Raw genomic sequence first — 14951 nt, forward strand, 5'->3', positions numbered from 1 at the left:
AACGCAAATCCGTTACCCGAACCAAGGAGTAGGTAAAGGACAATGACTGAATTACTTCAAAGCCTCAGCACACAAAACGAGTTCGTTGCTCGCCACAATGGACCAAACAAATCTGACCAACAGAAAATGTTGGAAGCGATCAACGCAGTTAGCCTAGATTCGCTTATCGACGAAACCGTACCAGCACAAATTCGCCTAGAGCAACCAATGAGCTTGGCAGAAGCGAAAAGCGAAGCAGACATGCTGGCAGCAATGCGTAAGTTCGCCGATCAGAACCAAGTTAAACGTACATTCATTGGTCAGGGTTACTACAACACCTTCACGCCGAACGTGATTCTACGCAACGTGATGGAAAACCCGGGCTGGTACACTGCTTACACCCCTTACCAACCAGAAATCTCACAAGGTCGTTTAGAAGCACTTCTAAACTACCAACAAATGGTGATGGATCTTACTGGTATGGAAATCGCGAACGCGTCATTGCTCGATGAAGCAACGGCAGCAGCAGAAGCGATGACACTTTGTAAGCGTGCGGGTAAAAGCAAGAGCAACGTATTCTTCGTTGCTGACGACGTTCACCCACAAACCATCGAAGTGGTAAAAACTCGTGCGAAATTCATCGGCTTTGAAGTCTTGGTTGGTTCTTTAGAATCACTACCAGAGCAAGACGTGTTCGGCGCACTAGTTCAATACCCAAGTACAACAGGTGAAGTTCGTGACCTAACGGACATCATCGCTAAAGCGCAAGCAAACAAAACACTAGTGACTGTAGCAACGGACCTTCTTGCTTCTACCCTACTTAAACCTGCAGGTGAAATGGGCGCAGACGTAGCAATCGGTTCAGCACAACGTTTTGGCGTGCCGATGGGTTACGGCGGTCCACACGCTGCTTTCATGGCAACTCGTGATAAGCACAAGCGTACAATGCCTGGTCGTGTTATCGGTGTTTCTATCGATACCAACGGTAACCAAGCACTGCGTATGGCAATGCAAACGCGTGAACAGCACATCCGTCGTGAAAAAGCGACTTCAAACATCTGTACTGCTCAAGCACTGCTAGCGAACATGGCGTCTTTCTACGCGGTTTACCACGGCGCAGAAGGTCTACGCACGATTGCTCGTCGTACGCACCACATGACAGCCATCCTAGCCGCTGGCCTAACTAAAGGCGGCTTCGAGCTTGCTCACAACAGCTTCTTCGACACCATCACTATCAACACAGGTGCACAAACTGAAGAGCTATACGCGAAAGCACTAGCCGCAGACATCAACCTACGTAAGTTGGGTACTCAGCTAGGTGTGAGCTTCGACGAAACCACAACCGTGGCAGATGTAGAAGCCCTATTCGCAGTATTCGGTGTGAAAGAAGAAGTCGCAGCACTATCAACTGAAATCGCAGGCAACGAGTTTGCAGCCATTCCAGAAGCATTGCGCCGCACAACAGAATATCTAACACACCCTGTGTTTAACACGCACCACAGCGAAACACAGATGATGCGTTACCTAAAACAGCTAGAGAACAAAGACTTCTCACTCACGCACGGCATGATCCCACTGGGCAGCTGTACGATGAAGCTGAACGCAGCAGCAGAGATGATTCCAGTAACTTGGCCTGAGTTTGGTTCGATCCACCCGTTCGCACCAGCAGAACAAGCAGCTGGTTACGCTGCACTCGCAAAAGACCTTAAAGAAAAGCTATGTGAAATCACTGGCTATGACGCATTCTCACTACAACCAAACTCTGGTGCATCGGGTGAGTACGCAGGTCTTATCGCGATTCAACGCTACCACGAAAGCCGTGGCGAAGGTCACCGCAACGTATGTTTGATCCCAAGCTCTGCGCACGGTACTAACCCTGCGACAGCATCTATGGTGTCAATGAAAGTGGTTGTGGTTAAGTGTGATGAAGAAGGCAACATCGACATCGACGACCTAGCAGCGAAAATCGAGAAACACAAAGACAACCTATCAAGCATTATGATCACTTACCCTTCTACGCACGGCGTTTACGAAGAGAAAGTGAAAGAAGTGTGTGAAATGGTTCATGCCGCTGGTGGTCAGGTTTACCTAGACGGCGCTAACATGAACGCGCAGGTTGGTCTAACATCACCAGGCTTCATCGGTTCAGACGTTTCTCACCTAAACCTACACAAAACCTTCTGCATCCCGCACGGTGGTGGCGGTCCGGGTATGGGTCCTATCGGTGTGAAATCTCACCTAGCTCCTTTCTTACCAGGGCATATTGAAGACGGTGTAGAAGGCGCAGATTTCGCAGTATCAGCAGCAGATATGGGTAGCGCTTCTATCCTGCCTATCTCTTGGGCTTACATCGCAATGATGGGCGAAGCTGGCCTAACAGATGCTACAAAAGTAGCAATTCTGAACGCAAACTACGTGATGGAAACACTTCGCCAACACTACCCTGTTCTTTACCGTGGCAAAAATGGCCGCGTAGCGCACGAATGTATTATCGACATTCGTCCGCTGAAAGAAGAAACAGGTATCAGCGAAGAAGACATCGCGAAGCGTCTAATGGACTACGGTTTCCACGCACCAACTATGTCGTTCCCTGTAGCGGGCACGCTAATGGTTGAGCCAACGGAATCGGAAGATCTAGAAGAGCTGGACCGCTTCTGTGATGCGATGATCGCTATCCGCGAAGAAATGGAGAAAGTGAAAAACGGTGAATGGCCACTGGATAACAACCCACTTGTTAACGCGCCACACACACAAGTTGATCTTTCAGCTGAAGATTGGGACCGCCCTTACTCTCGCGAGATTGGCTGCTTCCCGTCTAAAGCGACCAAATCTTGGAAGTACTGGCCAACGGTAAACCGCGTAGATAACGTATACGGCGACCGTAACCTAATCTGTTCATGCCCAAGCATCGATAACTACGAAGATTAATTTTTGTAGTCTCTAAATCGACAAAGGCGAACCGTTTGGTTCGCCTTTTTGTTTTTGGTGTGCCGCCCTAACACTTGTTGATACATCGAGAAGGAATGATGGCTAGTTATTGTTTGCACAAAAGTGATTTAGAAATACAGTAACTTCTGAGAACCTTTGAATTAGCACTAATATCTCAGAGCCTTAAAGGCTTGTTGGAAACTCCTCATGAACACTATGCTATGCAGGTGCTATGTAGTTTCTAGTTCAGTTGCAGTAAGTCCCATTTATTACCATAGAGATCTTGGAACACCACCACTGTCCCGTATTCTTCCACACGAGGCTCTTCATTAAATACAACACCATTTTTCTTCATCAACTCGTAGTCACGCCAAAAATCATTAGTTTGCAGAAACAGGAAAACACGACCACCTGTTTGATTTCCTACTGCATGCGTTTGCTCCGGTGTACTCGCTTGAGCTAAAAGTAGGTTTGTACCATTGGAGTTTGGAGGAGAAACTTGAACCCAGCGTTTACCACCACCTAGGTTGGTATCTTCAACCAGAGTGAATTGAAGTTTTTGAGTATAGAATTCGATAGCATCGTCGTAATTTTCAACGACTAGAGCAATGTTTCCGATTTGCTGCTGAACAGTTTTGGCCATGATGATTTCCGCTGTGTCAAAACGCTAATTGTACTCTATTTTGAGACTTTTCTAGAAAGCACATAACGCCTTGCAAATGTGTAAGGCACACAATACGAATGCTTACGCACGGCGCCTTTGTCACTAGAACCGACAAACAATATAGCTGCCACCAGTGTCGAATCTTGATTGAGCAACTTATTAAAGCCTTAGCTATAACTCAAGAGCAAATCTCTAACCTAATAAAGAAGGCTGCTCGTATACCACGGTATTATAGTTCTTCTAGTTTTCCCTTAGCTAAATCTTCTTGTTGCTTAAGGAACATGAAGAAGTTTGCCTCACTGATAAACGGGTTACCGCTTGTGCCGAGCTTCTTCCTATTTTCAAAAAGGAAATTTTTATGTGGATGGTTCGAAAGGTTAACGTTCACAATAGGTGCCTGTAGTGAAATTTTTCTAATTTTCTCCATGCTAGTCAGGAACTGGCCAATAACTTCTGGATCATTGCTACTTACGCTATGCCCACCAACGATAAAAGCACGATATTGTTCGCCATTATCTTCAACAGTGAAGTCTAAGGAATAATCACCTTCCGTGTGGCCAGGTGTGAGATAGAACTTAAACTCATGTCCACCAATAGCCATAGAGCTATCGCTTTTTATCTCTATGTCTAAATTTGGAGGAAGGAACTTGTTCTCACCTTCGCTTTTGTTTGATTGCTGTATAGCTAGTTCATGAGCGCTTTTGGTCATCACGACTTTGGAACCATACTTCTCTTGAAGTAACTGGGCGCCTCCAACGTGGTCAGAATGCCCATGAGTTACCAATATGTGCGTTATTGGCTTATCTTTTAGCCCTAGCTTCTCTAGGTTGATAGGTATCCACTCAGAGTAAGGGAAGTCAAGCGTATCAATGATAACGAGTCCGTCGTCTGTAGCAATGGCATATGATGAGACCCACTTGTCTCCTACATAATAGACATTATCAAACATTTGAAATGGTTCTACATAACCGTTCTTATCATTCATTGCTGGAACATATTGACTTAAGGAAGCAAAAGACGAAGCACTGAAAAGTAAACCTACAATAATTTTTTTCACGAAATCACACACAAATATATCCTTAATAATTTCTTATAGAACCTCGCGGATGAGAAAGCTCTAAACGATTTTCAGAGGCAAATACAACTGCAAATACTTTCTACTTAGCTTGAGTTTTAGCTGACCGAATCACTTGTAAACTCGAATCCTATTAACTGCCTATGTATTCATGATTCTTTTAGAGGTTAAATAAATGAACTCAATTGAAGCAGAGTCATGAAGCTTCACTTGAGGTTAGCGGCACAGCACAATGTGATAAACCTCTTTCAAGCAAACATTTGAATGCGATTTTTCCAATTTAAGACATGTTCAATAAATGCATCAACTCTTGCAGGCCTTTTATCGCGGTCTCGATACATAATGAATACTTCTTTACCCGAGCATTGCCATTCTGGCAACAAAGGCAGCAGGTTATGTTGATCATGATTTAGCTCATGAAAGTAATAGGTTGGAATCCAAGCAATTCCTAAACCATGGATGACGGCGTCTCTAACTAGTAGTACATCATTTGAAGTGAATTGAAACTTTAGCGGACGATCAAATGTTTCATTGGTGATTTGATTAACTAATTTCCATTGGCTGTCGTTGTTTACCGTAATTAGGCGATGATGAACAAGTTGTTCTGGATGGGTAATCGGTTGGTGTTGTTCTAAATAGCTTCGTGATGCACAAAGCGCAAATGGAATCGACCATAATTTCTGAGCAATCCAGTCTTGTTCAATAAGATCACCAAGACGAAAACTAACATCGACACGGTTAGATACAAGATTGATTTTTTCATTCTGTACATCTAAATCGATACATATCTTCGGATGTTGCTCTGCAAATTCATAAACGCACCGCTTTAACCACATCTGTGTCATGTTAATTGGCGCTGATATTTTGATCGTTCCGCTTAAAGACTGACGCTCAGTCGCAATTCTCGATGTCACATTATTTAAGCTAAGAAGTAACGGCTCACAGAGTTGATAATATTTTTCGCCATCAGTTGTTAACGCAAAGTGGTGTGCACTGCGGTTAAATAGTCTGCAATTTAAGTTTGTTTCCAGCCTTTTTAACTTCCGGCTTAGCGTGGCTAACGGGACATTAAGACGCTCAGATCCTTGTGTTAGGCTTTGATAGCGAGCAACAGAAACGAATAACAAAAGGTCATCCAAAGAGTGACGTTCCATATTTGGGATTAACCCTCTTAAATTTGGCTATTAAAAATCAAATATGAAATATATAGCATTATCGCGTCAAGTTAATTTTTATCAGGAAGATCTATGTCTAAGCATTTATCAATTTGGTGCGGTGTTGTTGTCGCTATCTTTTTTTGGTCTAGTAACTTTAACGTAATAAAGGCTATTAATAGCGATGTCTCTCCTTTGGATTCAGCGACGTTACGATTTTCCGTTGCAGCTTTAATACTCTTACTGATAAGAGGTACTAAACGCTCTCCATATGGAGCCAAACTCACACGAAAAAGTATGTTGTCGTTGTTTGTTATAGCAACCGTGGGTGTAACTATCCAAAACTTCTCTATTTTCTCTGCAATGAGATTTACTACCCCAGTTAACGCAGCGGTTGTTCAGGCAAACCTACCACTTGTCACTATCTTGTTGTCGGGCGTTATTCTCAAGACTTCCATTTCGGTTAAAACTATTTTAGGTGCACTAATCAGTTTTTGTGGAGTGGTAATCGTCATTACAGGGGGAAATATTCATTCTATTAGCAGCAATAGTAATATTGGTGATCTATACATGTTATTTGCTTTAATTAGTGGGTGTTTATACACAATTCTAGCGAAGCGTTTAACATCTCATATCCCAGTAACTCAGCAGTTACGTTGGGTGTTAAGTATTGGTGCCATTCAAATGGTCGCTATAGCGATGTACCACGGCGACTTTAGCCGTAGCTTAAATGCCATAACATTTAAAGACCTAGCATTAATAGCTTACATGAGCCTGTTTGGAACTTTGATTGCTTATTACTTTTGGATGAAAGGCGCTATCGTTCTTGGTCCAGATAAGATGTCTCCATTATTTAATATTATGCCGGTATTCACTCTACTGATTTCGTTCATTTCTGGTGAGCAGGCTCAATGGGAAAATGTTTTAGGCGTCTTTATCGTTGCGGCTGGTGTGTATATAGGTAACTCAGCACCTTTTGCTCGTTTACGGAAGGTGGTGGAGTAAAAATAGACGCCAACCTTAAGTCGCATTATTTAGAGCAATACTTTGTTAATTGGCATAAGTTTTCTTGGTTTCCAATAGGTACATTTTTTCGCTTTCGTCGTTCACTCTTTTATCTAACTTTATTGAGTGCATGTCGAAAATCTTCAATCTTTTGCTAAGAGCGTTTTTTACTATGTAAAAAACAAAGGAGAATGACCATGAAAAAACGACTCAACTATATTGAAGTAGCGCCAAAAGCAATAGAAATCCTATACGCTCAGGAAGCTTACTTCCATGAACAATTTAGCCAATCAGAAACTATGAACATGATCATATGGGAACTGGTTAAGTTACGCATATCGCAAATCAATCAATGTGCATTTTGTATCGACATGCATAGTAAAGATGCGCTTAAGTTAGGTGAAAAGCCGGAACGCATATGGGGGCTTAGTGCATGGAAAGATATGCCATTCTACAGCGATGCAGAACACGTTGCACTAGGTTGGGCTGAATTACTAACTGCTGGCCTACCAGTAGATGATGATACCTATCAGCTGACCTTGAATACCTTCGGAGAAGAAGCTATGGTCAACCTAACAATTGCAATCAACGCGATCAATAGTTGGAACCGAATAGTTAAGGCATTTAAGCCAAAGGTTGGAGTCTATAAACCTCGATAATTCTATTTGACGGTTCTTACTTGTAAGCCACTGCTTATACCTCAACTTAATAGGATGAAAAGTACATGTGTATCACTTTCTCATTTAAGTTGAGGTTAAATAGGATGATTCATTTGAACTTAGAATTTGATATTTTAAAACCTCAAAAGGCTTTAGCTGGCTATGTTCAAGCCATTTGGTCAGCATCCGTCAAACCTGATACGACGCAAACCGTACGTAAACAATTACTCAGTGATGCTGGTACAGGTGTGGTATTCATTTTACAGAATGAAGTACAAATGGATGGTGAGTGGCAAACGCCAGGGGTTGTCCTACTACCTATAAGCATTCTGGCACATCAGGTCTGCCTACCGCCAGGTGCGGTGATGACTGGCGTACGCTTTCATCCTGCTGTTAGTTATCAACTATTTGGTAAACGTCTAGAACAGCTATTGCGGATTCAAGACGACCACCCTTTGGCTTCTTCTGCGCTAGCAACATTTGAGTCTCTGCAAACAGCGCGTTCGCCATATGCAAGGATTTCTACGTTATATCGCTGGGTTCAAACACTGATTGACGAATATGAACCGCGGTATGTCGGCCACATTATTGACCAACCTACAGGGACCATCAGTCAGCGCCAGAGAGAGCGCAATTTTCAGAAATGGTTGGGGATTACTCCTAAACATTACCAACGCATTAAACGAGTTAAGCACACTTTAGAGCAACTCCGAGCGCAACCCGATCTTACTTTATCGGAGTTGGCGCTAGAGCAAGATTTTTCCGATCAAGCACACATGACTAGAGAGTGTAAGCAGATTGCGCGCATGACACCGAAGCAGTATGTCCGAAAGAGAAACCTCTAAACCTTATTAGCTTTCTACATCAAACCCAATTGATTCAGAATCGACCATATACTTGTTACAATGTTCGATCATATATCACCTACTTTTTCGATCGCTCATTCCAGCTTGATGTGAGTTGGTTAGCTCGCTTTTGATGCCGCGTGCCGCTCTACCATAAACGCGATCGCTTCTTCATTTAAGCAAGATTTGCTGATGTATTGGCGTTGTTTACCAAGGTGAAGGATAAAGCCCAAATCGGTTTGTTCGAGTTGGTCGATTTCACTCCAAGCGAGGCTGCGATCGATTTTACCGCTTTTATAGCGCACGCCATCTGCATTAACTTCAAACACTACTTTGCTGCCACGGCTTGAACTGATGGTTTGACGCCATAGCCACCAGGTTCTTTTGAAGTAAACGCTGCACGCTTCAATCACACTCAATACGATAAAGAACCAACCGACGTAACCGTTAGGTAGCAGTTCAAACTCCAATAAAACCACACCAAAGATAAGAAACAGCATCCCTTTTAGGTACGCTTGTGGGAACTTCGTTGGCTGGCTAGTTTGATCATAACACTCAGCAAAGAAAGGTTTGTCGAGTATGTATTCTGTAGTGAATTCGAAATCTTTAGACATGTATGGTTACTTCAAGGCTTCTGTAAATGAGTAATCTTGGTTGCACTCTCGCAACACCTGCATTGTAGCGCTTCTCGGGATTTATCTTTAGTCCTTTTGATTTTGTTTTGTAAATCAATGATACCGCCACGCCAAAAGACCTCGGTGCACTCGCCAAGATCAAACAAGGCGAACCATTTGGCTCGCCTAGTTAATTAATGACCTATATGACTTATGAGGTTTTCTACTTTAGAGGGTCGTTGTCTGGCAATGCACTGTGTATCCAGACTGCCAGTCGGTGTTTGATGCTTGCGCCGTCTAGCTTGCTTTCCGGTAATGGGGTGATCTGTTTGGCATCAACCAAGAATAGGTAAATCGCTTTTACTCTTAGAGGTTGTGGTGACTGAGGAAGGTCAAAGCCTTGTAGCTTCGCCATCTTCCCACCAATATCTAGTGCCTTCTTAACCAGTTTGTCTTCATTGTGAAGTTTGGAGCTTTTTGACATTGATAAATCCTCTTCTTCGCTTCAATTAAGAATACATGAAGTGTCACGTATGGCGTGTTAGTAAGCTCGCATATTGATAAGTTTATGCCTTCTTACCGAGTAACTGATTGAAAAACGACCTTAATTCGTCATCACCAAGATTGAGCAGGTAGTCACCAACATACCATTCAACAATCGATTGATTTGGATGTGCCGTGACTTGCGGGTTACCAAACCAAATGCCCTTTTCCGTGGCAAACGTGTATTGGAGTTCTTTCAACTCTTCACAGCTAAATGGCAGGATAAGGTGCAACATGTTTGCTTGAGGCTGGGTTGGTCTTACCGCCAAAGGTGGGAACTCTTCAATGATCCTGTAGATCTGTTTTGTTCGCTCAAATAGAACCGGCATTTGTGACAACCTTTCATCAAACTGCATTGCCGCAGACACCACATAAGGTGTTCTGTGATACAGGTTGCCACCTTGCCGCTTCATCCACAATGAAGCCAGTTCAATGAACGACTTTGAGCCAAGCAACATAGATCCACCCATGCCGTTGATGCCTTTGTAAAGTGAAACATAGGTCGTATCAAAACCAGCGGCGATCTCGCGGTATTCTTTCTGATAGTAAGCTGCGGTTTCCCAAAGTCTTGCGCCATCCATATGGAGATGAATTTTGTTTTCGGCGCAGTACGCTTTGATTTCTTCCAGTTCTTGCCATGAAGGTAGCTGACCACCAATTTCTCGCATCGGGAGTTCATAAAGAACGGCTGCGATTTCATCCGGCCAAGCAGTGAGATCCTCAAGCTTCCATGTTTGATAAGGGTTCCCTACTGGCAAAATACTAAAGCGATGTTGAAGCTGATAGCCTTGTTTTTCATGCACCGGAATATGGCTAGATGCGTGCATGGCGACAATAGGATTACGCTTTTGTCTTGTGACAATTTCAAGCACCGTTGGCTGCGTCATCGTCCCTGTTACAACAAAAAGCCCTGCCTCGTAACCCAGCAGATCGGCAACCTTTTGCTCGAACGCTTGAATCGTTTCTCCCTCACCGTAGACATCGTGATTTACGTTGTTCTCTTCGCACCACTTTGCCATTTTCGCAAAGTGTTCGGCTGGAGAATCTTCTTTATTACCAGAGAGATGGATATGACAAAGCTGTTTTAGGTGGGCACTCATTGTTCTGTCCTTTGAATCAAAGCTTCAACAATGTAACTTGTTAAAACGGAGGCGTAAACTACATTTTCGCGATGTATTTTCTGCGTATGCCTCCGTGCTGAACCTCCGGTTGGACATAGATTTAACTTAAGAGTGATTTACGCAGAACAAAGATCATGCTCACCGTAAACAAGCCATTTAGGTAAATATGCGGCTTCTGGAATCGTCCAACCATACTTATCGTATGCCAATGCAGCAAGACCAGTCAGTTTCAGAGAAACATTTCCTTTTGGCGAATAGCGAACATCTTCATTCATGTAGAACTGGTAATGCGCCTCTAACGCATCTCTCAGTGCTTGTTGATAATGCGCCTCATCACCATCGATAATGGCAACAAACACATTCACAAATGGAATAAACAAAGAGTGTACATATGGTACTCTGGTTGATTCTAAGTATTGCGGAGAAGATTTCTCCATCACAGTTTGCAATAACTCAGGTAATGCTGATGAATTGCTAAATACACCGTTAACGAACTCGACCAACGCAACATCGAAAGGATCTTTTAAACGCACTAACGACTCATCCATGATGGTCATCAGCTCTACGCAGCGCCAATCTCTCGCGGCCATCGCTAAACAGATTTCATCCAACCAAGCATCCATCGTTCCCCCTGCAATAGAACGGTTACCTACTTCCGAAAAATGTCGGTGCCCAACGGAGAATTCAACCACTTTGTCTGAATGATTGGCCAGCAAGTACACGTTATTCAGTAACTCAAGCGCTCTTTTTATATAAGCTGGCGAGGCCTGATGTTGTCCGTATTTTGAAGCAGTGAAGAATGAATCAAGCGAATACCAAGCGTCGCCTTTCATTCTTTTGAGAGGTTGCTGATAAAAAGATTGTTTTTCATCAAGCATTTCTTCCCAGAAGTTGTAAAAATCTTCATCTTCCTCACGAAAAATACGCAATTTTCTTTCTTCAGGTATCTCTAAATAATGATTCTTCATTGCTTCCATCGTTCCCTAGCCTCGCATTATAAGTTGTTCTAATTTTTTGCCGTGATGATATTCATACTCAAAATCAAGCCGTGAATGATGCCGAAGTTAATTTATAAAATCAATTTATAATCAGTATGTTGTATCGAAAGTTAATGCTTAACTGAAATGAATCGAAAAGCCGAAAAACATTTGAAATATAAGGCTACCGCACAAGCCGCGATGGGTAAGCCAGAACGTACCTGTCCATAAACAGTGGACGACGAACACTGACTTTGTGGAGTAAAGATAGACAGATATTCACCATTGTGTTCGCCTTTCTTTTTCTGTCGCTTTCGATAATACTCTTGCGCAATATTACTCAGCTGGAAAATTTTATGCCTCAAGCAAACTCTGTGGTCGTACTCGACTTTGAAACCACAGGTCTCTCTCCTACTTTAGGTGATCGCGCAATAGAAATTGGTGCAGTAAAGTTAGTCAATGGCGAGGTTGTCGATAGTTTTCAGCAACTCATGAACCCCGGTTTCAGAGTGAGTTCTTTCATTGAGAACTACACCGGCATTACCAACAATATGTTGCGATCGGCACCAAGCTGCGAAGAGGTAATGGCGTCATTTAGTGAGTTCATTGCTGGCGAGAACCTTATCGCTCACAACGCGTCCTTCGATAAACGATTTTTAGATGCAGAGCTTGAACGAATCAACTGTGGTTATTCGGGTGAGTTTGCTTGCTCCTTACTGGTAGCAAGACGGCTCATTCAAGAAGCCCCATCACATAAGCTAGGTGAACTTGTTCGCTATAAAAATATCGACAACGACGGTGTTTTCCACCGTGCACTAGCCGATGCGCAAATGACAGCCAAGCTTTGGCTCTTAATGGTCGAAGGGATAGAAAACTCAGGCATCGAAAAACCAAGTTTTAAGTTGATGCAAACGGTCAGTAAAACAGCCAAAGGAAAAGTCGACCTGCTACTCGCCAAAAGCCGTGCGTAACACCCTCCGAACTAAAAGCTGATTCTAGTCTCTTCGACGTTTAAGTGATTTTCGATATACATGCGATATTGGTTATCCCAGTGAATTTCCTAATCCGAACGCGGTAGTTCGCTGGTCTCACCAACCAAACTGGCTTACTATGCCAGGTACCTAAAACGCTTTGTGAGTCACTCATGAGCAGAAAAAATAACAAAAATCTCAGCATTCTTCTTAAACTCAACACCTTTATTGCACCGTATAAATGGCGGGTTGCGGCGGCCTTGGTTGCCCTTGTTGCGACAGCAAGTTTGACGTTATCCGTTGGCTATGGAGTACGCATACTTATCGACCAAGGCTTTGCTCAGCAATCATTGCAAGAGCTTACCAATGCGATTCAGTTTATTGTCGGTGTCACATTGTGTATTGCCATTGGGACTTTCTTTCGCTTTTACCTTGTCTCTTCCGTAGGTGAGCGCGTTAGTGCGGATATTCGCCTTGCGGTGTTTAACCATGTGATTACGCTGCATCCGAGCTATTTTGAGACCAACAGTAGTGGCGACATTATGTCGCGCTTGACTACCGATACCACATTGCTGCAAAGCATTATTGGTTCATCGTTCTCGATGGCGATGCGTAGCGCTTTGATGTGCTTTGGGGCCATCATAATGTTGTTTGCCACTAACGTTAAGCTCACGCTGATTGTGCTTGCTTCTGTGCCTTTGGTTCTGGTTCCGATTTTGTTTTATGGACGACGCGTGCGTGCGCTCTCTCGCCAAAGTCAGGACTCAATGGCCGATGTCGGAAGCTACGCTGGAGAAGCGATAGAACATATTAAAACCGTGCAAAGTTTTAGCTCAGAGTCGCATGAACGAGCGGCTTTCGCTGTCGAGGTGGAAAAAGCTTATGAAGTAGGTAGACAGAGAGTAAAGCAGCGAGCGATCCTGATATCAGGCGTTATTGTGATTGTGTTCAGCGCGATTGCAGGCATGCTTTGGGTAGGCGGCAGCGATGTGATTCACGGAAAAATGTCTGCGGGTGACCTAGCCGCATTTGTGTTTTATGCCATTATGGTTGCCTCATCGACTGCAACCATTTCCGAAGTCATGGGTGAATTGCAGAGAGCCGCAGGTGCTACCGAACGGCTGATTGAGATCCTTCAAGTAGCCAGTGATATTAAAGCGCCAAGCAACCATTTGCCTGTCCGTGCCGACATGCCTGCTGAGGTTAACTTTAATTCAGTGAGTTTCAACTACCCTTCTCGCCCAAATCAACCAGCTATCAAAGAGTTAAATCTAACCGCTGATCAAGGAAAAGTGTTGGCGTTGGTCGGCCCTTCTGGTGCAGGTAAAACAACACTATTCGAACTGCTGCAACGCTTTTATGATCCGCAAAAAGGGCAAGTGTTGTTTGGTGGTGAAGATATTCGACAGTTCGATCCAAACGAGCTTCGACGTCAAATGGCGCTCGTACCACAACAACCAGCGCTGTTTAGCCATGATGTTTTCCATAATATTCGCTACGGTAATCCTGAAGCGACGGATGAACAAGTTATCGAAGCCGCGAAAAAAGCCCATGCCCATGAGTTTATTGAGAAGCTTCCCGAAGGCTATCACAGCTTTTTAGGGGAGCGCGGCGTTAGGCTATCAGGCGGACAAAAGCAGCGCATTGCGATTGCTCGCGCGATTCTAAAAGATCCAAAAATCTTACTGCTAGACGAAGCTACCAGCGCCCTTGATAGTGAAAGTGAACATCACGTTCAGCAAGCACTTGAAGCTCTAATGAAAGGACGCACAACGCTGATCATTGCTCATCGTCTTTCGACTATCCAACATGCGGATAAAATTGCGGTGCTTGACAATGGCGAGTTAGTCGATGTTGGTAACCACCAATCATTAATGCAAAGCTGTGAGTTGTATCAGCGACTTGTGGCATTGCAATTTAAGCACTTGGAGTAACGCCTAGTTAAGCGTTCAAAAGTAAGTAAAGGCGAACAAAGTAATTTAATAACAATAGCTTAACGATGTTTTTTGTATCAGTCCTGTGAACCCTGGCGAGACTAGGGATCTGATAGCAGTGCGCTGAGTGGTTAATGAGATAATTTAGACCATGAAGAGCTAGGGTAGAAGATCCCACATCATGTCCCATCGTCGCTGTACAAGGTGACGAAATACAAAAGATGCCACTCGCAGTTAAACGAGCGGCATTAAACCAAGCAGCTCGTCTTTTAACAAAGGAATTCCAGTAACCAGCGTATTCTCCCTTCAACTAGAAACACTCGTTCACAACTACCATATAAAACCCAATCAGCTTCATTTGTAATAATTCAGGTTTCAAAAATAGGAAATCATTACTGAAAAAGTTTACCGCGTTTTGTGTTGCTATCTATGGTTACAATATTTGAGACATCAATGCCTTTAAACCAAGCAACACAAAAGCG

At 43.5% G+C, this 14951-nt stretch carries 13 protein-coding genes; 6 read left to right on the forward strand and 7 right to left on the reverse strand.

All coding sequences use genetic code 11. The features are described 5' to 3' along the window. The first annotated feature begins 42 nt into the window (after window positions 1-42). Window positions 43-2907, forward strand: a complete 2865-nt coding sequence (gene gcvP, locus R7190_RS13110) for an aminomethyl-transferring glycine dehydrogenase (protein WP_186585344.1) — start codon at window positions 43-45, stop codon at window positions 2905-2907. A gap of 241 nt (window positions 2908-3148) precedes the next feature. Here gcvP and R7190_RS13115 read toward each other — a convergent pair whose 3' ends face one another. The 3 genes from R7190_RS13115 to R7190_RS13125 all read right to left on the reverse strand — a co-directional run bounded on the left by R7190_RS13115 (window position 3149) and on the right by R7190_RS13125 (window position 5800). Next, window positions 3149-3550 (reverse strand): VOC family protein, encoded by a 402-nt coding sequence (locus tag R7190_RS13115; RefSeq protein ID WP_005388788.1) that lies wholly within the window; start codon window positions 3548-3550, stop codon window positions 3149-3151. 250 nt (window positions 3551-3800) lie between these two features. Beyond that, window positions 3801-4628 carry an MBL fold metallo-hydrolase gene (locus R7190_RS13120; RefSeq protein ID WP_025767808.1) on the reverse strand — a complete coding sequence of 276 codons (828 nt, stop codon included), beginning with the start codon at window positions 4626-4628 and terminating at the stop codon, window positions 3801-3803. Window positions 4629-4894: 266 nt separating this feature from the next. Further along, window positions 4895-5800 (reverse strand): LysR family transcriptional regulator, encoded by a 906-nt coding sequence (locus R7190_RS13125; protein ID WP_025767809.1) that lies wholly within the window; start codon window positions 5798-5800, stop codon window positions 4895-4897. A gap of 93 nt (window positions 5801-5893) precedes the next feature. Here R7190_RS13125 and R7190_RS13130 point away from each other — a divergent pair, with 93 nt between their 5' ends. From R7190_RS13130 to R7190_RS13140, 3 genes are all read left to right on the forward strand, one after another. Further along, window positions 5894-6805, forward strand: a complete 912-nt coding sequence (locus R7190_RS13130) for a DMT family transporter (protein ID WP_025767810.1) — start codon at window positions 5894-5896, stop codon at window positions 6803-6805. Between the two features lie 197 nt (window positions 6806-7002). Next, on the forward strand, window positions 7003-7464 hold the full coding sequence (locus tag R7190_RS13135; RefSeq protein WP_005376442.1) for a carboxymuconolactone decarboxylase family protein: 462 nt from the start codon (window positions 7003-7005) through the stop codon (window positions 7462-7464). A gap of 104 nt (window positions 7465-7568) precedes the next feature. Then, the gene (locus R7190_RS13140) at window positions 7569-8309 is read left to right on the forward strand and encodes a helix-turn-helix domain-containing protein (RefSeq protein WP_318137550.1); all 741 of its coding nucleotides are present in this window, start codon (window positions 7569-7571) and stop codon (window positions 8307-8309) included. Window positions 8310-8428: 119 nt separating this feature from the next. On the opposite strand, the gene R7190_RS13145 is transcribed toward R7190_RS13140, so the two are convergent. The 4 genes from R7190_RS13145 to R7190_RS13160 form a co-directional block, all read right to left on the reverse strand. Further along, complete coding sequence (locus R7190_RS13145; RefSeq protein ID WP_186585346.1) at window positions 8429-8923, reverse strand: YcxB family protein; 495 nt, start codon at window positions 8921-8923, stop codon at window positions 8429-8431. 223 nt (window positions 8924-9146) lie between these two features. Next, complete coding sequence (locus tag R7190_RS13150; RefSeq protein ID WP_064354747.1) at window positions 9147-9407, reverse strand: DUF5062 family protein; 261 nt, start codon at window positions 9405-9407, stop codon at window positions 9147-9149. An 82-nt stretch (window positions 9408-9489) separates the two neighbouring features. Beyond that, window positions 9490-10566: a threonine aldolase family protein gene (locus R7190_RS13155; RefSeq protein WP_053307652.1), complete on the reverse strand. Its 1077-nt coding sequence runs from the start codon at window positions 10564-10566 to the stop codon at window positions 9490-9492. A 137-nt stretch (window positions 10567-10703) separates the two neighbouring features. After that, a complete protein-coding gene (locus tag R7190_RS13160; protein ID WP_186585348.1) occupies window positions 10704-11564 on the reverse strand; it encodes an immunity 49 family protein in 861 nt (286 codons plus the stop codon). Window positions 11565-11920: 356 nt separating this feature from the next. Here R7190_RS13160 and R7190_RS13165 point away from each other — a divergent pair, with 356 nt between their 5' ends. Beyond that, window positions 11921-12535, forward strand: coding sequence for a PolC-type DNA polymerase III (locus R7190_RS13165; RefSeq protein ID WP_165401653.1), 615 nt, complete (start codon window positions 11921-11923; stop codon window positions 12533-12535). A gap of 173 nt (window positions 12536-12708) precedes the next feature. Beyond that, complete coding sequence (locus tag R7190_RS13170) at window positions 12709-14469, forward strand: ABC transporter ATP-binding protein/permease (protein WP_186585349.1); 1761 nt, start codon at window positions 12709-12711, stop codon at window positions 14467-14469. The last annotated feature ends 482 nt before the right edge of the window (window positions 14470-14951 follow it).

The sequence above is a fragment of the Vibrio sp. 1078-1 genome, from assembly GCF_033340475.1.